Here is a 21515-nt window from a genome sequence, read left to right as displayed (position 1 = left end):
CTTTTGGCGGCGAAGATCAGGTCGAACGGCTCCGGGATGGTGGGCCATCATTCGACATTCAGCAGGCGTTCTGCCAACGCATCGGCGATACACGCGGGTGAGCGTTTTTCGGCCTGTGAATGGGCATACACCTCCGTCAATCGTAGTCCGATTCGTAAAAGATGCGCGGTGATAGCGTTCTGATTTTCTCCTTTATGTTTAAGGGCCACATAAATGAGGCCGCCGGAGTTGATGACATAGTCCGGCGCATAAAGAATGCCGCGAGCTTCCAGTTGCTCGGCGACCTGCAGGCTGCTCAATTGGTTGTTGGCAGCACCGGCCACTGCCGCGCAGCGCAGTTGCGGCACACTCTGGCAATTGAGGGCGTTGCCCAGGGCGCAGGGCGCCAGGATGTCGCAAGGTGTGCTCATCAAGGCTTCGCACGCAATGGGATGGGCACCGAACTGTTCCATCGCCAGTTGCACCTTGCCGCTGTCCATATCACTGACCAGCAGATCGGCACCTGCCGCATGCAGCATTTCAGCCAGCGCGTAGCCCACGTGGCCCAGGCCCTGGATCGCCACGCGCAGGCCTTCGAGATTGTCGCTGCCCAGACGCGCCATGGCTGTGGCCCGGATACCGGCGAAAACGCCCATGGCGGTATAAGGTGACGGATCTCCCGATTCGCTGGTGCTGGTGACATGCCGGGTGTGCATGGCCACGCAATCCATGTCTTCGCTGGAAGTGCCGCTGTCCACAGCCGTGATGTAACGACCGTCCAGGGTTTCAATGAAACGGCCAAAGGATTCAAAGATGGCTGCGCGGCTGTAAATTTGCGAAGGCCGCATGATCACCGCCTTGCCACCACCCAGCGGCAAACCGGCAAGAACCGCCTTGTAGCTCATGCTCCTTGCCAATTGAATAGCATCTTCAATGGCGCTCTCTTCATCTGGATAGGTCAGATAACGACAACCTCCCAGAGCCGGCCCCATACGGCTGTTATGAATCGCGATGACGGCCTTGAGACCTGTTTGCGGGTCACTGACCAGATGAAGTGCTTCGGTACGCGACCGCTGCATGAGAGCAAACATTTTAATGGTGCTCCCCGGTTCTTGTTTGTAAAGCGAGTATAGGCGCTGGCCAGGAAAGCGACCGACCATTCAGGCATATGCAAGCGACGCTGGACGAAACCTGCGGCCAGGTTTAAAAGAAGCATGGTTGTGAGTGTTTCAGACGAACGAGCCCACACGGAGTGGCCAATGACTCCACGACAGAACTGCCTGGCGTGCCTGCAGCGTACACCGCCCTCGGTGTTCGAGGCCGCGTTATGGATTTCGGCCGAACATGAATCGCAGTTTCAGCCTCATCTGGTGGCAGAAGAGGTCGATCAGTTGCAGCGCCAACTCAATGCTGCGCTGCCGGTCTTGCCTGCCAATGAGCTGGCTCAGCCATTGCTGCGTCAACTCAACAGCCTGGGTTTCCAACAGGACGACTGGAACCCTCCCAAACCGGAATCGGCCTTGCTGCACAGGATCCTGCAACGTCGCCAGGGTCAGCCGCTGGGCATTGCATTGATCGCCATGGAGCTGGCCAGACGCCTGGGCATCACCCTTGAAGGCATCAATTTCCCCGGACATTTCCTGCTGCGCGTACCGGGCGCCGATCATCTGCTGGACCCTTGCAGTGGACGCCGGCTATACCCCAAGGATTGCCGCGAACTGCTGACGCGTCAGTTCGGGCCGGACATGCAATTGCGGGTCGAACACATGGCACAGGCCACGCCGCTGGGTATGTTGCAGCGTATGTCACGCAACCTGCGGCATCTGCATCTGGTCAATGACGACTTCATGGCATCGCTCAAGGATGCCGACCGGATCGTCGAACTGGGCCAGGCCACCAGCCACGATCATCTGGCCCGCGCCGGCCTGTATCAGGCACTGGAATGTCCGCAGGCCGAACGCTTCGATCTGGAGCATGCACTGCTGCTGAGTAACGATCCTGTGCAACGCCTCAAAGTAGTGGAAAGGCTGAATCAGTTACCACCCAGCAGCGCGTTTCATTGATCGGAGCCTGATGTGTCACTCACGAATCAAGGGCGGTCTGCTGTCTTTCTCTGCCTCCCGGAGTTTCCGCATTTCCATGCTCTCTCCGGTACTTGCGAAGGTGTAGAGGTTCTGGAGGACATGGATAGCCTTGACGTAATCGGGCAGCAGAATCTGTGAATAAGGATCGCCCATCAAGGCCTTGCTTTTCATCTCGGCAATTCGCTCGGCGAAGAACTCCAGCGCATTGATTTCCTTGTCCGGGTTTACAACTTCGCCCTTCTTGTCGAACTCGTCTCCTGCCCGGCTCAAGAGTTCTGCCGTGTGATTATCGATGAGGCCACCGTTAAACAGCCGCATGCCCGCTTTGCTCAGTTCCCTGGGCGTGATCTGCTCGGGATTGAAGCCCTTGAACAGCGGCTTCATCTTTCTCTTTTCCATCGTCAGCAGACTGATAGCACCAAGATTCGTGCCGGTGACCTCGTTCAGGATCTTGCTGATTTCGTGCTTTTGGCTCTTGGCGGTGTTTTGAATGGGAGGTGTTTTTACAACCAGTTGGGGCAAGTTACCAACGACAGGCCTTGGCATTTGAAACTCCTTATTCATTGAGTGGACACTCTTTGAATATCGGAGCTGGTGGGAATCAATGAATAGCGGGATAAAAATCCAGCCGCGTCCTACTTATTGAATACAAATGCCTTACAGCTCAAAAAGAAAAGGCACTGGAATACATGAATATTGCAGTGCCTCATCCTTTAACCCAGATGCTTGATGAATTCCGCCAGCCAAGGCTCGGCATCGCTTTCCGGCGTGACGCTTTCGCTCGCATCCAGACGCAGCATTTCCTGTACTTCGACGGCACCCAGTTCGGCGAACAACTCGCGGATCTGCTCACCGCCACCACAGAAAGTATCGCCATAACTGGCATCGCCCAGGGCAATCACACCGGCAGGCAAACCTCTCAGAAAGGCCGGCAGGACATCGCGCAGTTGTGAATAAAGAGGCAGGATGTTGTCAGGCAGTTCGCCCATTCCTGTGGTCGAGGTCACGGCCAGCAGGGCCTGAGGCTCGAAAGCCTGCAACTCGGCCAGTGTGATGCGCGAGTTATACAAGGGTTCGTGGCCCGCATTGCGCAGAATCGCGCCTGCATGACGGGCAACCTCTTCGGCCGATCCATAGACCGAGCCGGAAATGATAGCGACTCTCATGACAAATCCTGTGGCAGAGTAAAAGAGTCGGACATTATGCCTTATCGGTCCTGCGACTGACTTTGCATTTTGCAGCGGTAGTCTATCCCCAGACCTCCTGCAAAATTTTCGGGAAAAGATTTTGAAAAGACTGACGAATGGTCAGAACAGAAAAAGGAATTTACGGTCTTTTTCCTTATCGTCCACTGTTCCGTTCGAGTTCGCCATGCAACCCGACTCCATCCTCACCCAGGCTGAACTGGATTTCATCCAGAGCATGCAGCACAACCCCAGGCTCAACGTGCGTGACAGCACGCGCAGTCTGATTGTGAATGGTGGCGTGCAGATACAGAACCTGCTGACTCGCCTGGCAGCCCATGAACAAGTGACGCTCCACGCCCAGTTCGAAGATCAGCAGATGAATTTCCCTCTGCATCTGGTCGAGGATGAATTCCATGCCCTGCATCTGGAGCTGGGCACGCCGACCATTTTTGAAGAAGGCCCGCAGGTTCGACCCTGGCGCCTGACCCTGCCTGAGCCCATTGCCCTGGAGACCGAAAAAGGCGCACTGACCTCACTCTGGGTTCATGAGATTTCGTCCAAGGGTGTCCTACTCGAATACCGCAAACCGAAAAAGCCGCCCAGGCAGTTCAGCGCCTGGTTCAGCCCGTCTGGCGACGCCCCGATTCCCCTGATGGGAACTCTGGTTCGTATGACCACCAATGGCTTTGGCGCTTATCGATTGAATCAGGACAACAAGGAAGACTCCGAACGCTTGCTGCGCTACCTGCACAAACAGCATCAACGCCTGCACCCCACCATGCACCGTTAATACCTCCCACTGCACCGATAGCTTCTCGCCGCGTTTTCAGGAACAATCCTTGCTTGTTTCAAATCGAAGCTGACACAGCCCCACCACCCCGGAGCCGTGTCATGTGACTTCCCTATCCGGGAATCTCACTCGTCTATCGGAGATACACAATGTCTACCCCACCCGTCACCTTGATGGTTGCACGCCGCGTTGCCCATGGGCGTTACCAGGAACTCATGACCTGGCTGCACGAAGGCGAACAACTTGCTACCGATTTTCCCGGATATCTGGGCTCCGGTGTCCTGGCGCCTCCGCCGGGAGACGATGAATTCCAGATCATTTTTCGCTTCGCCGATTCTGAAACCATGCACGCCTGGGAGCATTCGGCCTCTCGACGCTCATGGTTGGTGCGCGGCAGCGGACTTTTTGCCCAGCCACAGGAGCGCCGGGTCAGCGGCATCGATGGCTGGTTTGGAGCCGCCAATCAACGTCCACCCCGCTGGAAACAGGCGGTGGCCATCTGGCTGGCGTTCTTTCCTGTCTCGTTGATCTTCAATTTCCTGCTGGGGCCGCTGCTCGGTCATCTTGAACTGGCCCCGCGCATCATGATCAGCACCCTGATTCTCACGCCGCTGATGGTCTACTGGTTCATTCCGCTGTCCACACACCTGCTGGCCGACTGGTTGAACAAGTTGCCTTGCGAGCCTGAAGCGGCAGGTAAATCGGTTGGCGGCAATTGATGTAAAACAGCGGTTTCAAGAGCTTGCCCGCACTCCCGGCACAACTTCAGTTATGCTGGAGCCTTTGAGTCGGGCAGGTCTCATGCTCGAAAAACCTTGAAGCCAACTGCACCGAATGAATAAGACAATCCTTGTAACCGGCGCCAGCCAGCGAGTCGGCCTGGAACTGGCCATCCAGTTGGCACAGGCAGGCTATAACGTCATCAGTGTCAGCCGCACCCTGCTAGAGCATTCGCCTCACCCCAATATCGTGCAATTTCAGGCTGATCTGGGCGTGGAGCAGGATCGCCTGGCGCTGATCGACCACATCTCCTCCAACTACGATGGCCTGCGCGCAATCATCCACAATGCCTCGTTGTGGCTGGACGACAGCCTGGAAAACCTGAACATCATGTTCAGGCTCCACGTCGAAGCGCCTTACCATTTGAACCTGGCACTGGGTGAGCTGCTGGCCGGGCCGGAAAAAACCGACATCATCCATATCTGCGACGACACCTCGTCTCGCGGCAGTAAAAGCCATATTGCCTATGCCGCCACCAAGGCCGCCCTGCAGAACATGGTGCTGTCGTTCGCCGAGAAATACGCACCCGACATTCGCGTGAACGCGATCCTGCCGGGGCTGCTGATCCTCAAGCCGGACAGCGACGAAGACTATCGCCGCCAGACGCTGAAAAAGGCGCTGCTGCAATTTGAGCCTGGCGCAGAGCCCTTGATCGAAGCCGTCTTCTATTTGCTGGAAGCCCGATACACCACAGGAAGCAGTGTCGTCATCAATGGTGGCCGACACCTGAAGAAAGGGAGATCCGGTGAATGACTCATTGCCTCCCCTCAATCCCTAGCCAACAGAGCCCATCATGACCGAGCAACAACGCCTCGAACTTGAAGCCGCCGCCTTCCGCCGTCTGGTCGCGCACCTGGACAGCCGCAAGGACGTCCAGAACATCGACCTGATGAACCTCTCCGGTTTCTGCCGCAACTGCCTGTCCAAGTGGTACAAGGCCGCCGCAGACGAAAGACAGATCGATGTCAGCCTCGACGAGGCACGCGAAGTGGTTTACGGCATGCCGTACAACGAGTGGAAAGCCCAATACCAGAAAGAAGCCAGCGCCGAACAGAAAGCGGCGTTCGCCAAGGAAACCAAGCATGACTGATCTGAATACCCTGCGTACCAGCCTCAAGAGCGGCGAGCACGTCTTTGCCGATACCCTGGCATTCATTGCTGCGGGCTATGACTATCAGCCTCAGGCGTTCAACAATGGCGGCGTGGAAAACGCTGCCGGCCAGAACGAAGGCTCGTGCAAGACGCTGGGCCTGGCGTTGCTGGAAGGTTTGAGCGACGAAGAAACCCTGCTGGCTTTCGGCGAGCATTACCGCTCGGTACAAGCCACGCCAGAAGGTACGGACCACGGCAACATCCGGGCACTGATCGCCCATGGCCTGGCCGGTGTGAAGTTTGAAGGCGAGCCCTTGAAACGCAAAGGCTAAACGCGCTGTGGGAGCGACTTCAGTCGCGAATGGGGCGTGTAAAAACCACTGGCCTCTTCGCGACTGAAGTCGCTCCCACAGGTTTTGTCAGGTCAGAACGAAGCGTTCGCCAGACCGTCCAGGTAACGCTCGACATCCAGTGCAGCCATGCAACCCGCACCGGCAGAGGTGATGGCCTGACGGTAAACGTGGTCAGCCACGTCGCCCGCTGCGAACACACCTTCCACGCTGGTAGCAGTGGCGTTGCCTTCACGACCACCCTGCACGACCATGTAACCGTCTTTCAATGCCAACTGGCCATCGAACAGCGAAGTGTTCGGGGTATGGCCGATCGCGATGAACACGCCGTCGACTTTCAGTTCGTCACTGGTGCCGTCGTTGTTCTTCAGACGAGCACCGGTTACACCCATGTCGTCGCCCAGCACTTCATCCAGGGTCGCGTTCAGCTTGAGCTCGATCTTGCCTTCGGCCACACGTGCGTGAAGCTTGTCGATCAGGATTTTCTCGGCGCGGAACGTCTCGCGGCGGTGAACCAGAGTCACCTTGCTGGCGATATTGGCCAGATACAGCGCCTCTTCCACAGCGGTGTTGCCACCACCGACCACAGCCACTTCACGGTTGCGGTAGAAGAAACCATCGCAGGTGGCACAAGCGGAAACGCCCTTGCCCATGAACGCTTCTTCAGAAGGCAGACCCAGGTAGCGAGCGCTGGCACCCGTGGCAATGATCAGGGCATCACAGGTGTAAACGGCGCTGTCGCCGGTGAGGCTGAATGGCTTGCCGGCCAGATCCACGGAGTTGATGTGGTCGAACACGATTTCGGTTTCGAAACGCTCGGCATGCTCGCGCATACGCTCCATCAGCGCAGGACCGGTCAGGCCATGGGGGTCGCCCGGCCAGTTATCGACTTCGGTAGTGGTGGTCAATTGACCGCCAGCCTGCATGCCGGTGATCAGCAAAGGCTTGAGGTTGGCGCGTGCGGCATACACCGCAGCGCTGTAACCGGCAGGGCCGGAGCCGAGAATAATCACTCGGGAATGACGTACGTCGGACATGACACACTCCTATCGACCGACCGGTTTGCCGCGGTCGGAACGGCTGGATAAAAAAGGACTGCCGAAACACTTGGGGAAGTGCTTTGTAACTCGACAATCCTGAAAGTTCTGGAGCTGCGACCCGTGCCGCAACAATGCATTACACGCTCAAGGCGTCAGCCGTCATGCCTTTTTACCAGTACACTCATTGATGACTCCATCGAAAGTTGAAAAGGATAGGTCATGAAATTGGTGCAAAGCCTATCGGGGTGAAGAAGGGTAAGGAAATATCGATTCACAATCCACCTAATAGGCCACTTCTATGCACAACGCCCCTCATCATGAGCCGATGACAGCTCTTTCAAGCGCCCGGCAAAGTCGGTAAGGTCGGGCGTTTTCCATTTTTCGGAGGCTGCCATGCCCGCCCCTGCCCTGACAGGCCCGCAATACCTGAAAGAAGGCCTGAAACTGATCCTCAGTCCCGGCCTGCGCCTGTTCGTCCTGCTGCCGCTGAGCATCAACCTGGTGCTGTTCGGTGGCCTGATCTATCTGGCCCTGCATCAGTTCGGTATCTGGGTCGATGCCTTCATGCCGACCTTGCCGCACTGGCTGAGCTTTCTGAACTACATTCTCTGGCCACTGTTCGTGACGCTGGTGCTGCTGATGGTGTTTTTCACCTTCACCATGCTGGCCAACATCATTGCCGCGCCCTTCAATGGCTTCCTGTCCGAGAAAGTCGAAGCCGTGATTCGGGGCAAGGATGAGTCGCCCGACTTCAGCTGGTCCGAACTGGCTGCCATGATCCCCCGCACCCTGGCACGTGAAGCCCGCAAACTGGGTTACATGCTGCCGCGCATGCTCGGACTTTTCATTCTGTCCTTTATCCCGGTGGTCAACCTGATCGCCGCTCCGCTCTGGCTGCTGTTCGGGATCTGGATGATGGCTATCCAGTACATCGACTACCCGGCGGACAACCACAAGCTGGGCTGGAACGAAATGCTCGACTGGCTGAAAAGCAAACGCTGGCAAAGCCTGAGCTTCGGCGGCATCGTTTATCTGGCGTTGCTGGTGCCGATGCTCAATATCCTGATGATGCCAGCGGCAGTGGCCGGGGCAACGTTATTCTGGGTGAGGGAACGGTGATTTTTACAGGAGCGCATGGAGGCGCTCCTGAAACTTATAAAAAGAAACATCCCACGCAACAAAAAGAACACTCTTTTACGCCTCTATAAACAACTTAAAAACACTGGCAATACATTACCGGCACGGGCAAAACCTTGCCGTGATATCAAAACAAAACAAGCTGTAGGATCTTTATGTAGGACACTTGTTAAAACCCCTTAAACACTAAGCATCACCTTCCGTTAAAAACAAATTATAAAAACTGGCACCCTCTTTGCTCTCCTGCAATAAACCCACAGGAGGCAACACCATGGAAGTCAAAACAAAAACTGCCGCTGCACAAACCGCTTACAAACCTGCCGCACTGGAAAGAATTCCTGAACCGCGCTCCAGCCGTTTTGCCCAAATTTTCAGTAACGCTAAAAAAGCGGCATCAGGCCCCGGCACCGCAATCATCCCGGCAGCCGCAACGCTGACCCGTCTGGTACAGCCACGATCCACCTTCTTCCTGCAAAGCATGACCCCGGAACAAAGGAAGTCCGCCGTCAACGACAAAGACTTCGAGCCCAGGCCAGCAGCGCTGGAAAGAGGCTAGCCAGCAGAGCCGTCAACTCAAGCACGATGCTGTTTAGTCTGAATGGAGTCGAAAAATGCACACTCATACCGATTCACCATTTATCAATGTCACAAGCCTGGGTCCGCGATCAAAAGCAATGGCGACTGCGCAAACTGAAGAAGGGATGTCATTCAAGCAAGTATTGAATGCAGCTCAGAGCGAGGGTTCGATTGCCAGTCAGGTAAAGGAAAACAGACCGTCCAATGGCTCATCACTCAGGCAATGGCTTCTTGAGAAAGCCAATGATGACTCAACTGAAGCGGCAACGCTGGCCCGTAACTATGCTTACAACTCACTAAACGGTGAAGGAGTTGACCTTACTGACTACCCCGTTATTCGCTACTGTGCGACTGGAGAAGTTGTAACCCGTGAAACGACGGCCTACTTTGGAAAAACCATGGCGTGGATGCAAAAGGAACGATCACTTTTATATGAATCAGAGCTAATCAAAGGCAGTCCTCCGGCGAAAATTCTGGAAAAAGTTCTGGACTTCAATGATTCATTGCCCAAAAAATTTCGCGACATGGCGAATTGGTAACCTATCAACTCCTCCTTACTCATTGTGAGTAAGGAGGGTACTAATTAACCTACCAACTCACGGTTATGCGCCCATACTGGCTGGCCACAGGAACGATTCCCGAAGCCCCTATCCTGATCGCATAGTAAAATTCTTTTTTGGCGAGCTTCCCTGTAAAAAAGCTGCTTGAGCCTGTTCGTTGCCGAGAAATATCCAAGCAGTTATTGACTCCTTGGCATAGATAAACCTCCAACCCTCGAGGCCATCCCGTCACATTCCAGTTCCAACTGACATTCTTGATCCACGCACCTTCTGGCGGAGCTCCGCGCAATGGAATATTGGCGGTATAGAGATAACCTCGTGAATGAACCGTTGGCAAGTTGACCGAGGACTGATAGCTACCAGCCATGGCCATTTCTGAATACCCTGAAAGGGCCAGCACAATTCCCGAGGCCGAGCGAATCCACTTCGACTTTTTATAGTCAAATTTCATTTCATGCTTCCTTGTTTTTTTCACATCAAGAAGGCCATGCCGGTCTGACCGGCTTACTGCCTTCGCCTATCGAACTGAAACTCGATAGCCTGACGTTATTCAGAAAGCACTGGACCTCAACACGCAATCAAATACATTGAACACTTACAGAAAAGACCTACTTATTTGCCAGATCAAAACCCAACCACCATGTAGTACTTATAAAGCGAAAGCGGTCGGGGCGACATTGTTCTGGGTATGGAGGACCGGATTTATCCGGGAAGGCGTTATATCTACCAAGAAAGATGTAATGAATGGGCAGGCCTCTTCCCGGATAAATCCGGTCCTACGTGCAGATCCAGCTTTATGGGACCCGTCACAAATCCATCACCCAACAGCCACATAACCGACATGCAACAGGCCGAGACTGCTCCCATGAGCAAAATTCTGCATGTCACTCTTATTACTGAAACCTTCACTCCCGAGATCAATGGCGTCGCCAATACGTTGGGGAGACTTTGTGACGGGTTGCGTTTGCGCGGGCATCGGGTCGAGCTGATTCGGCCGCGTCAGGGGGAGGAAGCCGGTTTTGCTGCAGCCGACGACTTGATGCTGTGTCGGGGATGGCCAATACCGGGTTATCCGGGGCTGCAATGGGGTCAGTCTTCGATGCACAAGCTGTTGCGTCGTTGGCAGCGGCGGCGTCCGGATGTGTTGTATATCGCGACTGAAGGGCCGCTGGGCCTTTCTGCATTGCGGGCGGCCCGGCGTCTGGGGATTGCGGTGGTCAGTGGGTTCCATACCAACTTCCCGCAGTACACCCAGCAATACGGCATGGGATTCATTACTCGCTTGCTGACCCACTACCTGCGCTGGTTCCACAATCGCTCGCGCATGACGCTGGTGCCCAGTATCAGCCAGAAGGTTGAGCTGGAGCGGCGTGGTTTCGAACGGATCGAGTTGTTGTCTCGCGGCGTGGACAGCCAATTGTTCAATCCGTCCAGACGCTCCCAGGCACTGCGCGAAAGCTGGGGATTGCAGGTGGGTGATACCGCTCTTCTGCATGTAGGCAGGCTGGCACCGGAAAAAAATCTGGGCCTGCTCAAAACCTGCTTCGAGGCGTTGAAGGAGAGCCACCCACGACGCGACCTGAAACTGATTGTGGTGGGAGACGGGCCGCAACGTGCTGCTTTAGAACAGCAGATACCCGATGCAGTTTTCTGCGGCACGCAACGCGGCGAGTCGCTCGCAGCGCATTACGCATCCGGCGATCTGTTTCTATTTCCGAGCCTGACCGAGACGTTCGGTAATGTCGTCCTTGAGGCACTAGCCTCAGGGCTTGGCGTAGTGGCCTATGATGAAGCGGCTGCCGGGCAGCATATTCGTCACGGTCACAATGGCGCGCTGGCCATGCCCGGTGACGAAGAGGCATTCATTGATGCTGCACGCTGGCTGGTGGAAGACAGTGAAGCCCTGCGCAGGGTAAGGCTCAATGCCCGCAAGCATGCCAGTCGTCAGGGCTGGACGACGATTATCGATCAGTTCGAGCAGCAGCTGTTGAGCGTCAACGACAGCGAGGCCAGGGAACGGAGCGTCAAACCCGTTTCAGGCTGATTGCCGGGCAAGCGCAAGGCCACCCGGCAGATGGCGTCAGGCCAGGGCCTTTTCGATGGCCTGGATAACCACAGGATCATCCGGCGCCATGCGTGGCGAGAATCGGGCAATCACGGCACCGTTGCGACCGACCAGAAACTTCTCGAAGTTCCAGGTGATATCACCGGGAAACTCGGCGCCCTCTCCGGCCAGCAGACGATACAACGGATGGCGTTGCGCCCCGTTGACCTCGAGCTTTTCGCCCAGTGCGAAGGTCACGCCATAATTGAGTTTGCAAAACTCCTGGATTTCCTGCTCGGAACCAGGTTCCTGTCCGGCAAACTGATTGCACGGCAGACCCAGAACGCTGAAGCCCTTGTCCTTGTACTGCTGGTAAAGGCTTTCAAGCGCTGCATATTGTGGCGTGAGCCCGCATTTGGAGGCCACGTTGACGACCAGGACCACTGTGTTCTTCAAAGGCGCCAGAGGCAGTTCCTGCCCGTTCAGCGCCTTCAATGTGATGTCGTGAAAAGCACTCATGAAATCCTCTCCCCCTTGAAGCCCGAGCGAACCAAAAAGGCGCCGTGGCAGACCTGCGTAACGAAAGTCGTCATCGCAGAACAGCCAGAGCGCCTTTGTCAGCTACCTGAGCTTAGCAGCACAAATCAGTGCTGATGACCGCCTTCACCATGAATGTGGCCATGAGCCATTTCTTCTTGGCTGGCATCGCGAATGTTCACGATCTTGACTTCGAAGTTCAGGCGCTGACCCGCCAGAGGGTGGTTGCCGTCAACGGTGACATCGTCGCCATCCAGGTCGCGAATGGTCACGATCTGCATGCTGCCGTCCGGGCCGGAAGCGTGGAACTGCATGCCGACTTCCAGTTCGTCGACGCCTTCGAACATGCTGCGGTTCAGGGTGCTGACCAGCTCGGCGGAGTATTCGCCGTAGGCATCTTCAGGCTCGATGGCGACTTTCAGCTCGTCACCGACGTCTTTGCCGACCAGTGCCTTTTCCAGGCCCGGGATGATGTTGCCGGCGCCATGCAGGTAAACCAGCGGAGCACCGCCGGCAGAACTGTCGATGACCTCACCAGCGTCGTTGGTCAGGGTATAGTCAATAGAGACAGCCTTGTTGGCGGCGATCGGCATGGGGCAGGACCTTTTGCTTAAGATTGAAGAACGCGCAAGTTTAACCAAGCCATCGCTCGAAAGCGAACGCAACTCTGACAGACGGCCCCGATTGGAAAACTCAACGGTTATCGATTTTCGGCAGGATGAAGACGATCACTGGATCGTGGTGCTGTCCTGCGGGCACACCCAACACCTTCGCCATCAGCCCCCATGGCAATCCCGTGCCTGGGTACTTGACCCGCAACAGCGCCAGCAAAAAATAGGTCAGGGCTTTCGCTGTGGCTGGTGTGCGAAGTCGTCAGATAACGATAGTCTTGGCGCCGAGGAGTCGCGCCAGACGACTTCCTGATTTTTTTCTGGTCGAAGGGTTGTTCATTTCGCCGCGACCATTGCACTGCTCAATCGAGAAGCCGGTATGCAGACTTTTTTCATCTCCCCCACGGATTTTGGCGTGGGTTTGACCTCCATCAGCCTTGGCCTGGTTCGCACCCTTGAACGTGCAGGCCTGAAAGTCGGTTTTTTCAAGCCGATCGCACAACCCCATCCGGGCGATCTCGGCCCTGAACGCTCCACCGAACTGGTGGCCCGCACCCACGGCCTCAAGCCACCCAAGCCTCTGGGGCTGGCGCATGTGGAACGGATGCTGGGCGATGGCCAGCTGGATGAGTTGCTGGAAGAAATCATCAGCCTTTATCAGCAGGCAGCCATCGGCAAGGATGTGCTGATTGTCGAGGGCATGGTGCCCACCCGCAGCGCCAGTTATGCAGCACGGGTCAACCTGCACCTGGCCAAGAGCCTGGATGCCGAAGTGATTCTGGTGTCCGCACCGGAAAATGAAGTGCTCACCGAACTTTCGGGCCGGGTCGAATTGCAGGCCCAACTGTTCGGCGGTCCGAAGGACCCGAAAGTGCTGGGCGTGATCCTCAACAAGGTGCGTACCGAAGAGAGCATGGAAGTCTTCGCGGCGCGTCTGAAAGAGCACTCTCCTCTGCTGCGCAGTGGCGATTTCCGGCTGCTGGGCTGTATTCCGTTCCAGGCCGAACTCAATGCCCCGCGCACCCGTGACGTGGCGGAATTGCTGGGTGCCCAGGTGCTCAACGCCGGGGACTACGAACAACGGCGCATGTCGAAAATCATCATCTGCGCCCGAACCGTGCTCAATACCGTGCCATTGCTCAAACCCGGCGTTCTGGTGGTCACGCCGGGCGACCGCGACGACATCATCCTGGCGGTCAGTCTGGCAGCCATGAATGGCGTGCCGCTGGCCGGTCTGTTGCTGACCAGCGACACCATTCCCGACCCGCGCATCATGGAGCTGTGCCGGGGCGCATTGCAGGCCGGTCTGCCGGTGCTTTCGGTGAGCAGCGGCTCTTACGACACCGCCACGCGCCTGAACCAGTTGAACAAGGAAATCCCCATCGATGACCGCGAGCGCGCGGAAATAATCACCGACTTCGTTGCCAGCCATCTGGATGCCACCTGGCTGCATCAACGCTGCGGTACGCCGCGGGAGTTGCGCCTTTCGCCTGCGGTGTTCCGCTATCAGTTGATCCAGCGCGCCCAGGCCGCCAACAAGCGCATCGTGCTGCCTGAAGGCAACGAGCCACTGACCATTCAGGCAGCAGCGATCTGCCAGGCGCGCGGAATTGCCCGCTGTGTCCTGCTGGCCAAGCCTGAAGAAGTCCAGGCGGTTGCCCAGGCGCATGGCATCGAATTGCCGCCGGGACTGGAGATTCTGGACCCGGACCTGATTCGCGAGCGTTATGTCGCGCCGATGGTCGAACTGCGCAAGAACAAAAGCCTCAATGCTCCCATGGCCGAGCAGCAACTGGAGGATCCGGTGGTGATCGGCACCGTGATGCTGGCGCTGGATGAAGTGGACGGCCTGGTGTCGGGCGTCGTTCACTCCACCGCCAATACCATTCGCCCGGCCCTGCAACTGATCAAGACCGCACCCGGCTGCACACTGGTTTCATCGGTATTCTTCATGCTGTTCCCCGAGCAGGTGCTAGTGTATGGCGACTGCATCATGAACCCGCATCCAAGTGCTGGCGAACTGGCAGAAATCGCCCTGCAGAGTGCCAACTCCGCCGTGGCATTCGGCATTGCCCCACGGGTCGCGATGATCAGTTATTCCAGTGGCAATTCTGCCAGTGGCGAGGAAGTGGAAAAGGTGCGCGAGGCCACCCAACTGGCTCGTGAAACCCAGCGCAGCCTGCTGATCGACGGCCCGTTGCAGTATGATGCCGCCGCCAACGAAAACGTGGCTCGCCAGTTGGCACCGGACAGCCCGGTGGCCGGACGCGCAACGGTATTCGTGTTCCCGGACCTGAATACCGGTAACACCACCTACAAGGCGGTGCAGCGCAGCGCCGACTGCGTGAGTCTCGGGCCGATGCTGCAAGGGCTGCGCAAGCCGGTGAACGACTTGCCACGCGGTGCACAGGTCGACGACATCGTCTACACCATCGCCCTGACCGCGATTCAAGCAGACACACTTTCCTGATACACATCACGATGCCATCTGTGCAGACTGCCGTTGTGCAGTCTGCACCGCACCCCATTATCATCTGGAGTCACTATCCGTCATGGATTCCCTGCCTGCCCCATTGCGCGGCGTTATCGCCTCGCTTTTGTTGGCGCTCAACACCATTGCCTGCTGCGCAGTGCTGTTCGTGGTCACCGTCTTCAAGATCTGCCTGCCCTTCAAGCCTGCCCAGCGCCTGACCGACTGGCTGATGATTCACATCCAGGAAACCTGGATCAGTTGCAACAATGCCTGGATCAGGCTGCTGGGCCGTACACGCTGGCAGTTGAGCGGTCTTGAAGGGCTGGATTACGAGCACTCGTACCTGATCACCAGCAATCATCAGAGCTGGGTCGACATCATGGTCCTGCAGTACGTACTCAATCGACGTATCCGCCCCCTGAAGTTCTTTCTCAAGCAGGAGCTGATCTGGGTGCCGCTGATTGGCCTAGCCTGGTGGGCACTGGGCTTTCCGTTCATGAAGCGCTATTCCAAGGCCTATCTGGCCAAGCACCCGGAAAAGAAAGGCAAAGACCTGGAAACCACTCGCCGCACCTGCGCCAAATTCCGTCATAACCCGGTAGGCATTTTCAACTTTGCCGAAGGCACACGCTTTACCAAAGCCAAGCACGCCGAACAGAACTCACCGTTTCGCAACCTGCTCAAGCCCAAGGCCGGCGGGCTGGCATTCGTGCTGGATGCCATGGGCGAACAGCTTGAGTCGATCGTCAACGTCACCATTCATTACCCAGGCGGGCAACCAGGCTATTGGGACCTGCTGTGTGGCAACGTGAAAGAGGTTGTGGCGCACTTTGAAGAGATAGCGATCCCGCCGCAATTCATCGGCAAGAACTACGATCAGGATCAAGCCTACCGCCAGGAGTTCCAGCAGTGGATCAACGGGTTGTGGGAAGAGAAGGATCGTTTGCTGGATAGGCTCAAGGGTCATCGCGAATGAATTCGTTCCTACGTGTGTGGGAGCGAATTCATTCGCGAACAATGGATTACTGCTGATACTGCTCGTACTGCTGCCCCGGAATAGGCTTGAGGTTGACCTCGACACGACGGTTCTGGGCGCGGCCGTTGACATCGGCGTTGCTGGCAATTGGCTGGTCAGGACCTGCGCCTCGCACTGACAGACGAGCAGCATCCACACCCTGGGAAGTCAGGTAAGTGCTGACACTCTGGGCACGTTGCAACGACAGGTCCATGTTGTGCTGGCGGCTGCCGGTGCTGTCGGTGTAGCCCACGATCTCGATGTTGCTCTGGCTGTACTGCTTGAGCGAACCCGCCAGGTTATTGAGCGGCGAGTAGAAACTGCTGGCGATGGAAGAAGAGTCGGTGGCGAAGGTGATGTTGCCCGGCATGATCAGCTTGATCTGGTCACCCTGACGCTGCACTTCCACACCGGTATTGGCCATACTCGCCCGCAGAGCAGCTTCCTGCTTGTCGGCGTAATAACCGTAGCCAGCCGAAGCGGCACCGACCACTGCTGCGCCGATCAATGCGCCCTTGCCACGATTGTTGTGATCGATTGCCGCACCCGCCAAGGCACCGGCCAATGCTCCAAGGCCACCGTACTTGGCGGTCTTGTTCATGCCGCCCGAGCTTTGTGCCTGCCCTTGATTGCTGTCGTAAGGGTTGGGCGACGCACATCCGGAAAGCATGGCCACGGCAAGAGCAGCAAGAATCAAATGGCGCGAGCTAGACATTGATGAAACTCCTGATTTAACGAACGCTAATGACCGGATTAGAGCATGACATCCGTCAAAAATTCCTTAACGCCACCTGAACCGTTTCCGGCCAGAGGGACTCTTCTGCCTGTACCGCATGACGAGATCACTCAAGCCTTGAGAACCGACACTTGAATACCGATCAGCCCAACAACCCAAGAACTTTCGCCCTCGCCACTGCCTGAGTGCGGCGCTCGACGCCGAGCTTGCTGTTGATATGGCTGGCGTGGGTTTTGACGGTATGCAGGGAAATGAATAACTGCTCGCTGATTTCCTGATTCGAGCAGCCCTGGGCGATGAGTTGCAGCACGCCCAGTTCACGTACGCTCAGGCTGTCGCTGCCATGAGACAGCTCGGCGGCGGGCGGCGCGAGGCATGACGGGAGTTTTTCCAGCAGCGCATCGCGCACAGAGCACGAAGGTCGTATCAGCAGTTGTTCCCGCAGCCACAGCGGGTGGCCGTCGATCAGCTCATGGAAAGGCAGCAGCGCACCGCCTTGCGCCGCACGCCGACTGCGGCCCAACAACTCGCACGCCTCATGCTGCCGGGCATTGTCCAGCAGCAGGCGAATATGCTGATTGATTGCATTGAGACTCAGCAATTGCGCGCCCATGCTCTGGGCATGCTGATCCAGCTCCTGCAAACGCTGCGCAGAGGCACAGGCGTCACCGCGAATCCGTTCCAGGGTTGCGCGCAACAATTCGACCTGTTGCGGCAGTTGTGGATAACACTCCGGAGCCGCTGTCGCCAGCCCGCCGCTGTAAGTCTGGGTCAGGCGCAGCAACCAGGCTTCGGCCAGGTCGATGCGCCCTTGCACCAGCCACAGCTCGCATTTGACCAGGGTGATCATCGCCAGATAGTAGATCGGCGGCACATCCCAGATGTGCATCAGACGCTCGGCTTCGCCAAGCTCGGCGAAGGCTTCGGCAAAGCGCCCTTCACGCCCTTCCAGACCGGCAATCACGCAATGCCCGATCAACACGCTGATATCCCGGCAGGCTCGCGCCTCGACCAGACCGGCGAGCAATTTCGCACGTCCGGCATCGGCCTGCATCCGGAGGGTCAGCAGATAGCCTTCGTAAATCGTCAGGCGCGCCCGCACGGCATACAGGCGCGATGTGGGTAAATCCTTGAGGCGCTGCTGCCCCTGATGGACTTCGTCCAGAGCACGCAGTATCTCGCCACGGGCCTGCAACACCCTGGCTCGGTCGTAATGCGCCAGCGCCTCGAATAAAGGATTCGCCACCCGCTGCGCCAGTTCGAGGGCATCGCGGTTCAAGGCCCGGGCGCGCAGCAGGTCGCTGTTGGCGATTGCCAGGTTGGCCAGGGTGGACAGACACAACAGCCGCTGGCCATAACGTTTTTCCGGCAGGCTGTGCAGTGCTTCGTTGCAATAACGCTCGGTCTTTTCGCTGTCACCGCGACCACGGGCAATGATGCCGCTAAGCGCCAGCCACTGGGCGAGCATGGACTTTTGCGCAGTGGCAGACGGCGCTGGCAGAAAACGACTGAGATTTTCGGCCAGCTCTTCAGCTGCATCCAGTTGACAGGCCAGCGCCAGCGCCCAGGCATAGAGCACAATCAGGCGCGGCGTGCTGGTCAACAAGCTGTCCGGCAAGTCCATTCTCCAGCGCAGCAGCATGCCGACATTCTGCTCGGCCAGCAGTTGCTCTTCGGAAAGGTTCTGCACCAGGTTGGCGGCGACATCCAGATGCCCCGCACGTAATGCCTGCTCGATGGCTTCGTCCAGCAGGCCTTGTTCGTTGAACCAGCGGCAGGCATTCAGGTGCAGGCGATTCTGTTGAGGACCTGCCCCTTGGCGGGCTCGCAAAAGATCGGAAAACAGATGGTGATAACGAAACCAGCGCCCCTGCTCGTCCAGCGGGACCAGGAACACCTGATGCGCCTGCAAATAGCGGAGCATTTCGGCGCTGTCATGGGTTTCCCGGGAGGCATCGCACAATTCGCTGCAAAAGCGTTCAAGGCAGGCGGTTTCATAAAGAAAGGCCTGAACATCGGCCGGAAGACAGTCGATGACCTCTTCGAGCAGATACTCGCCGATCAAGACCTCACCGTCGCGCAGGGCTTGCGACAAGGCAGGACCGTCGCCAGCTTCGGAAGCGGCCATCAGCCAGAAGCGCAAACCTGCAACCCAGCCCTCGCTGCGCCGGATCAGACTTCGCTGGGCATCGCTGTCCAGTGAGCACCTGTGTCGATCAAGCACTGCAAGGGATTCGGCATCAGTCAGCCGCAAGTCACTTTCGTTGAGTTCGAGCAATTGCCGGGACAGGCGCAGACGCGCCAGATGCCAGTTCGGACGCTGCCGACTGGTGACCATGACCACCAGACCGGTCGGCAAGTGATTGAGGAAGAACTGTACGCAACGATCCAGCACCGAACCCTGCACCAGATGGTAGTCGTCCAGCACCAGCAGCAAGGGTTTGCTCAGCATGAGGTGCATGGCCAGCTCATCCAGCAGGCCATCGAGCCATTCCTCGAAGGCAAAGGGCTGGTTGCGTTGGCGCATCTTCAGCAAGCCCATGGCCTGGGCGCCCAATTGCGGAAAGAACTGTTGCAACCCTGCCAGTAACCGCTCAAGGAAACGGCCCGGATCGCTTTCGCGAGGGTTCAGGCCCAGCCATATGCTCTGCCATTGGGCTGGCAGGTTCTGACAAAACTCCACGGCCAGCGAACTCTTGCCGAACCCGGCAGGTGCGCAGATCAGCAGCAGACGCCCGGACAACCCTTCGGTCAGGCGTTCGCACAAGCGGGAGCGAGGCAGGTAACCATCGGGCAAGGGAGGCCGAAAGAATCGCCCTTCCAGCGCGGCGGTTGCGCTACCTGAGATGCCTTGCATACGTGACAGATCAGTCATGGCCAGTTCTTCAGGAATATTGTTTAGCCATAGCAGCTCTCCGGAGACTAGCGGGTAAAACCGTCCTTTTGAAGGCAACTACTGAAAAGCCCGTAACAAAATTCCTACAATTTGTGAGACGAATACCTACACATAAAAAAGCCCCTATAAAGGGGCTTTGGTGATAACTCATTGAAACTTATCGGTTGTTGGCACTTTTACCGGTCCGTTTACATACAGGCAGACTCAAAAACACGCTGCCTGAATGTTGTGACAACTCATCCGGTTTGTGTGATCAACGTACCCCTTCCTGACGCAAGGCGTTGGGCGTGAAGTCGCTGGTGCCGGCGGTGAAACCGAAGACATAGGCACTCTTCTCTTCGTTTTTCATGCCCAGTGCCACGTAACGGCCCGATTGCAGGTCGTACAGGGTCTCAATGGCGTACCACGGAACCTGTTTGTCGTAGTAGTTCTCGGAGTGAGCCTCGGCAACGCGCCACAACTGGCCACGACCGTCGTAATGGTCGATGACCGCAGCCTGCCAGGTGTCTTCGTCGATGAAGAAGTCACGCTTGGCGTAGATGTGGCGCTGACCTTCCTTCAGGGTTGCCGTCACATGCCAGACGCGGCGCAGTTCGTAACGGGTCAGGTCCTGATTGATATGGCCAGCCTTGATGATGTCAGCGTATTTGAGGGACGTGTCGTCGAGCTTGTGGCTGTTGGACGCAATGTACATTTCCTGCTTGCCGATCAGTTTCCAGTCATAGCGATCCGGCGCGCCGTTGTACATATCCAGGTTGTCGGAAGTACGCAGACCGTCCGACGCAGTACCCGGGCCGTCATAGGACACTTGCGGAGCACGGCGCACACGACGCTGACCGGCGTTGTAGAGCCAGGCCGAGCGAGGCTCCTTGACCTGATCGAGGGTTTCGTGGACCAGCAGCACGCCACCGGCCAGACGCGCCGGAGCGGTCACTTCCTGCTTGAAGTAGAACAGGATATTGCCCGGATTCTTCGGATCGAAGTCCTTCATCTTGTCGCGGAACACGAACTGGTCAGAGAAGTACACGAGGCTGTAGGAGCCATTGGGCTGCGGCGTGGCCTGGGTCACAAAGCGCTTCACGCTGCCGCCGCGATAACGGGTGATATGGTTCCAGATCACCTCGACACCGCTGGACGGAATCGGGAAAGGAATCGCGGTTTCAAAGTTCTCCAGGCCATTGCCGCCACCCACCAGCTTGGTGTTGGTGGCGTTTCTCTTGATGGCGGCAAACACGTCATCAGGCACGGTGGCGCCGCGATGGGTCGGATAAACCGGAATCTTGTAGCTTTCCGGGTAACGCTTGAACATCGCGTATTGGCCCGGGGCCAGTTTGTCCTTGTACTGCTCAACGTTCTGCGCCGTGATGGTGAACAGGGGTTTTTCACTGGCATACGGATTGGCCAGGAAGCCTTTGCTGTCCACGGCACCGGCATTCTTGGGCATGGGGCTCCAGGCCGGAATAGTGTTAGCGGCGTTACCGGCCTTCTCGGCACCCATCGGGGTCAGGCTGGTCCCCAGTTTCGCCGCCTCGGATTCAGACACCGCAGCCATGACGCCGGACGCCATCAAGGACAATCCCAGCGCACCCGCTTGCAACAGACCCTTTGTTATTTTCATTTTCATAGTT

The 21515-nt window shown here is 57.1% G+C and carries 23 protein-coding genes; 13 read left to right on the top strand and 10 right to left on the bottom strand.

Annotation, left to right across the window (positions count from 1 at the left end; all coding sequences use genetic code 11):
- Window positions 1-47 precede the first annotated feature (47 nt).
- The gene (locus tag KQP88_RS04580; protein ID WP_216704953.1) at window positions 48-1070 is read right to left on the bottom strand and encodes a Leu/Phe/Val dehydrogenase; all 1023 of its coding nucleotides are present in this window, start codon (window positions 1068-1070) and stop codon (window positions 48-50) included.
- A gap of 168 nt (window positions 1071-1238) precedes the next feature.
- Here KQP88_RS04580 and KQP88_RS04575 point away from each other — a divergent pair, with 168 nt between their 5' ends.
- On the top strand, window positions 1239-2042 hold the full coding sequence (locus tag KQP88_RS04575; protein WP_200995504.1) for a SirB1 family protein: 804 nt from the start codon (window positions 1239-1241) through the stop codon (window positions 2040-2042).
- 15 nt (window positions 2043-2057) lie between these two features.
- Here the strand turns inward: KQP88_RS04575 and KQP88_RS04570 are convergent, their stop codons facing one another.
- On the bottom strand, window positions 2058-2609 hold the full coding sequence (locus KQP88_RS04570) for a hypothetical protein (RefSeq protein WP_216705888.1): 552 nt from the start codon (window positions 2607-2609) through the stop codon (window positions 2058-2060).
- 167 nt (window positions 2610-2776) lie between these two features.
- Window positions 2777-3229 carry a flavodoxin gene (locus KQP88_RS04565; protein WP_200995502.1) on the bottom strand — a complete coding sequence of 151 codons (453 nt, stop codon included), beginning with the start codon at window positions 3227-3229 and terminating at the stop codon, window positions 2777-2779.
- A 205-nt stretch (window positions 3230-3434) separates the two neighbouring features.
- On the opposite strand from KQP88_RS04565, the gene KQP88_RS04560 reads away from it, so the two are divergent.
- From KQP88_RS04560 to KQP88_RS04540, 5 genes are all read left to right on the top strand, one after another.
- A complete protein-coding gene (locus tag KQP88_RS04560; protein WP_216704952.1) occupies window positions 3435-4040 on the top strand; it encodes a hypothetical protein in 606 nt (201 codons plus the stop codon).
- A gap of 149 nt (window positions 4041-4189) precedes the next feature.
- Window positions 4190-4759, top strand: a complete 570-nt coding sequence (locus tag KQP88_RS04555; protein ID WP_198726779.1) for an antibiotic biosynthesis monooxygenase — start codon at window positions 4190-4192, stop codon at window positions 4757-4759.
- 115 nt (window positions 4760-4874) lie between these two features.
- Window positions 4875-5573: a dihydromonapterin reductase gene (gene folM, locus KQP88_RS04550; RefSeq protein ID WP_216704951.1), complete on the top strand. Its 699-nt coding sequence runs from the start codon at window positions 4875-4877 to the stop codon at window positions 5571-5573.
- Window positions 5574-5613: 40 nt separating this feature from the next.
- A complete protein-coding gene (locus tag KQP88_RS04545; RefSeq protein ID WP_117182335.1) occupies window positions 5614-5910 on the top strand; it encodes a DUF1244 domain-containing protein in 297 nt (98 codons plus the stop codon).
- Complete coding sequence (locus KQP88_RS04540) at window positions 5903-6244, top strand: HopJ type III effector protein (RefSeq protein ID WP_216704950.1); 342 nt, start codon at window positions 5903-5905, stop codon at window positions 6242-6244. Before KQP88_RS04545 ends, KQP88_RS04540 begins: the two co-directional genes overlap by 8 nt.
- Window positions 6245-6336: 92 nt before the next feature.
- Here KQP88_RS04540 and trxB read toward each other — a convergent pair whose 3' ends face one another.
- Window positions 6337-7299 (bottom strand): thioredoxin-disulfide reductase, encoded by a 963-nt coding sequence (gene trxB, locus KQP88_RS04535; RefSeq protein WP_216704949.1) that lies wholly within the window; start codon window positions 7297-7299, stop codon window positions 6337-6339.
- A gap of 396 nt (window positions 7300-7695) precedes the next feature.
- On the opposite strand from trxB, the gene cysZ reads away from it, so the two are divergent.
- The 3 genes from cysZ (at window position 7696) to KQP88_RS04520 (ending at window position 9554) form a co-directional block, all read left to right on the top strand.
- Window positions 7696-8421: a sulfate transporter CysZ gene (cysZ, locus tag KQP88_RS04530; RefSeq protein WP_200995494.1), complete on the top strand. Its 726-nt coding sequence runs from the start codon at window positions 7696-7698 to the stop codon at window positions 8419-8421.
- A gap of 289 nt (window positions 8422-8710) precedes the next feature.
- Window positions 8711-8995, top strand: coding sequence for a hypothetical protein (locus KQP88_RS04525; protein ID WP_216704948.1), 285 nt, complete (start codon window positions 8711-8713; stop codon window positions 8993-8995).
- Between the two features lie 55 nt (window positions 8996-9050).
- A complete protein-coding gene (locus KQP88_RS04520) occupies window positions 9051-9554 on the top strand; it encodes a hypothetical protein (RefSeq protein ID WP_200995491.1) in 504 nt (167 codons plus the stop codon).
- A 49-nt stretch (window positions 9555-9603) separates the two neighbouring features.
- On the opposite strand, the gene KQP88_RS04515 is transcribed toward KQP88_RS04520, so the two are convergent.
- On the bottom strand, window positions 9604-10026 hold the full coding sequence (locus tag KQP88_RS04515; RefSeq protein WP_200995490.1) for a flagellar protein FlhE: 423 nt from the start codon (window positions 10024-10026) through the stop codon (window positions 9604-9606).
- Between the two features lie 414 nt (window positions 10027-10440).
- Between KQP88_RS04515 and KQP88_RS04510 the strand changes: the two genes are divergently transcribed.
- On the top strand, window positions 10441-11619 hold the full coding sequence (locus tag KQP88_RS04510) for a glycosyltransferase family 4 protein (RefSeq protein ID WP_216704947.1): 1179 nt from the start codon (window positions 10441-10443) through the stop codon (window positions 11617-11619).
- A 36-nt stretch (window positions 11620-11655) separates the two neighbouring features.
- Here KQP88_RS04510 and KQP88_RS04505 read toward each other — a convergent pair whose 3' ends face one another.
- Together KQP88_RS04505 and KQP88_RS04500 are read right to left on the bottom strand one after the other, a co-directional pair.
- Window positions 11656-12138: a glutathione peroxidase gene (locus tag KQP88_RS04505; RefSeq protein WP_025258651.1), complete on the bottom strand. Its 483-nt coding sequence runs from the start codon at window positions 12136-12138 to the stop codon at window positions 11656-11658.
- Window positions 12139-12263: 125 nt separating this feature from the next.
- Window positions 12264-12749, bottom strand: coding sequence for an FKBP-type peptidyl-prolyl cis-trans isomerase (locus tag KQP88_RS04500; protein ID WP_025258650.1), 486 nt, complete (start codon window positions 12747-12749; stop codon window positions 12264-12266).
- A gap of 13 nt (window positions 12750-12762) precedes the next feature.
- Here KQP88_RS04500 and KQP88_RS04495 point away from each other — a divergent pair, with 13 nt between their 5' ends.
- From KQP88_RS04495 to KQP88_RS04485, 3 genes are all read left to right on the top strand, one after another.
- Window positions 12763-13080, top strand: coding sequence for a DUF3565 domain-containing protein (locus KQP88_RS04495; protein WP_216705887.1), 318 nt, complete (start codon window positions 12763-12765; stop codon window positions 13078-13080).
- A 66-nt stretch (window positions 13081-13146) separates the two neighbouring features.
- The gene (pta, locus tag KQP88_RS04490; protein WP_216704946.1) at window positions 13147-15237 is read left to right on the top strand and encodes a phosphate acetyltransferase; all 2091 of its coding nucleotides are present in this window, start codon (window positions 13147-13149) and stop codon (window positions 15235-15237) included.
- Between the two features lie 82 nt (window positions 15238-15319).
- On the top strand, window positions 15320-16216 hold the full coding sequence (locus KQP88_RS04485; RefSeq protein WP_198726760.1) for an acyltransferase: 897 nt from the start codon (window positions 15320-15322) through the stop codon (window positions 16214-16216).
- A gap of 46 nt (window positions 16217-16262) precedes the next feature.
- On the opposite strand, the gene KQP88_RS04480 is transcribed toward KQP88_RS04485, so the two are convergent.
- The 3 genes from KQP88_RS04480 to KQP88_RS04470 form a co-directional block, all read right to left on the bottom strand.
- Window positions 16263-16970: an OmpA family protein gene (locus KQP88_RS04480; RefSeq protein WP_025258647.1), complete on the bottom strand. Its 708-nt coding sequence runs from the start codon at window positions 16968-16970 to the stop codon at window positions 16263-16265.
- Between the two features lie 163 nt (window positions 16971-17133).
- A complete protein-coding gene (locus tag KQP88_RS04475; protein WP_216704945.1) occupies window positions 17134-19866 on the bottom strand; it encodes a LuxR C-terminal-related transcriptional regulator in 2733 nt (910 codons plus the stop codon).
- A gap of 274 nt (window positions 19867-20140) precedes the next feature.
- A complete protein-coding gene (locus tag KQP88_RS04470; protein ID WP_216704944.1) occupies window positions 20141-21505 on the bottom strand; it encodes a DUF1329 domain-containing protein in 1365 nt (454 codons plus the stop codon).
- Window positions 21506-21515: the final 10 nt, after the last annotated feature.

Origin of the sequence: Pseudomonas lijiangensis (assembly GCF_018968705.1) — a bacterium.
Lineage (GTDB): Bacteria > Pseudomonadota > Gammaproteobacteria > Pseudomonadales > Pseudomonadaceae > Aquipseudomonas > Aquipseudomonas lijiangensis.
Note: the sequence above shows the minus strand (reverse complement) of the source record. Positions and strands in the feature narration are given on the sequence as shown.

What these genes read in the sequence shown, in the direction of transcription:
- KQP88_RS04525 (WP_216704948.1), top strand. Translation starts at nt 8,711, where the DNA reads ATGGAAGTCAAAACAAAAACTGCCGCTGCACAAACCGCTTACAAACCT.
- KQP88_RS04510 (WP_216704947.1), top strand. Translation starts at nt 10,441, where the DNA reads ATGAGCAAAATTCTGCATGTCACTCTTATTACTGAAACCTTCACTCCC.
- KQP88_RS04545 (WP_117182335.1), top strand. Translation starts at nt 5,614, where the DNA reads ATGACCGAGCAACAACGCCTCGAACTTGAAGCCGCCGCCTTCCGCCGT.
- KQP88_RS04475 (WP_216704945.1), bottom strand. Translation starts at nt 19,866, where the DNA reads ATGACTGATCTGTCACGTATGCAAGGCATCTCAGGTAGCGCAACCGCC.
- KQP88_RS04555 (WP_198726779.1), top strand. Translation starts at nt 4,190, where the DNA reads ATGTCTACCCCACCCGTCACCTTGATGGTTGCACGCCGCGTTGCCCAT.
- folM (WP_216704951.1), top strand. Translation starts at nt 4,875, where the DNA reads ATGAATAAGACAATCCTTGTAACCGGCGCCAGCCAGCGAGTCGGCCTG.
- KQP88_RS04575 (WP_200995504.1), top strand. Translation starts at nt 1,239, where the DNA reads ATGACTCCACGACAGAACTGCCTGGCGTGCCTGCAGCGTACACCGCCC.
- KQP88_RS04540 (WP_216704950.1), top strand. Translation starts at nt 5,903, where the DNA reads ATGACTGATCTGAATACCCTGCGTACCAGCCTCAAGAGCGGCGAGCAC.
- KQP88_RS04470 (WP_216704944.1), bottom strand. Translation starts at nt 21,505, where the DNA reads ATGAAAATAACAAAGGGTCTGTTGCAAGCGGGTGCGCTGGGATTGTCC.
- pta (WP_216704946.1), top strand. Translation starts at nt 13,147, where the DNA reads ATGCAGACTTTTTTCATCTCCCCCACGGATTTTGGCGTGGGTTTGACC.
- KQP88_RS04580 (WP_216704953.1), bottom strand. Translation starts at nt 1,070, where the DNA reads ATGTTTGCTCTCATGCAGCGGTCGCGTACCGAAGCACTTCATCTGGTC.
- KQP88_RS04480 (WP_025258647.1), bottom strand. Translation starts at nt 16,970, where the DNA reads ATGTCTAGCTCGCGCCATTTGATTCTTGCTGCTCTTGCCGTGGCCATG.
- KQP88_RS04500 (WP_025258650.1), bottom strand. Translation starts at nt 12,749, where the DNA reads ATGCCGATCGCCGCCAACAAGGCTGTCTCTATTGACTATACCCTGACC.
- cysZ (WP_200995494.1), top strand. Translation starts at nt 7,696, where the DNA reads ATGCCCGCCCCTGCCCTGACAGGCCCGCAATACCTGAAAGAAGGCCTG.
- KQP88_RS04505 (WP_025258651.1), bottom strand. Translation starts at nt 12,138, where the DNA reads ATGAGTGCTTTTCACGACATCACATTGAAGGCGCTGAACGGGCAGGAA.
- KQP88_RS04520 (WP_200995491.1), top strand. Translation starts at nt 9,051, where the DNA reads ATGCACACTCATACCGATTCACCATTTATCAATGTCACAAGCCTGGGT.
- KQP88_RS04560 (WP_216704952.1), top strand. Translation starts at nt 3,435, where the DNA reads ATGCAACCCGACTCCATCCTCACCCAGGCTGAACTGGATTTCATCCAG.
- KQP88_RS04485 (WP_198726760.1), top strand. Translation starts at nt 15,320, where the DNA reads ATGGATTCCCTGCCTGCCCCATTGCGCGGCGTTATCGCCTCGCTTTTG.
- KQP88_RS04515 (WP_200995490.1), bottom strand. Translation starts at nt 10,026, where the DNA reads ATGAAATTTGACTATAAAAAGTCGAAGTGGATTCGCTCGGCCTCGGGA.
- trxB (WP_216704949.1), bottom strand. Translation starts at nt 7,299, where the DNA reads ATGTCCGACGTACGTCATTCCCGAGTGATTATTCTCGGCTCCGGCCCT.
- KQP88_RS04565 (WP_200995502.1), bottom strand. Translation starts at nt 3,229, where the DNA reads ATGAGAGTCGCTATCATTTCCGGCTCGGTCTATGGATCGGCCGAAGAG.
- KQP88_RS04570 (WP_216705888.1), bottom strand. Translation starts at nt 2,609, where the DNA reads ATGCCAAGGCCTGTCGTTGGTAACTTGCCCCAACTGGTTGTAAAAACA.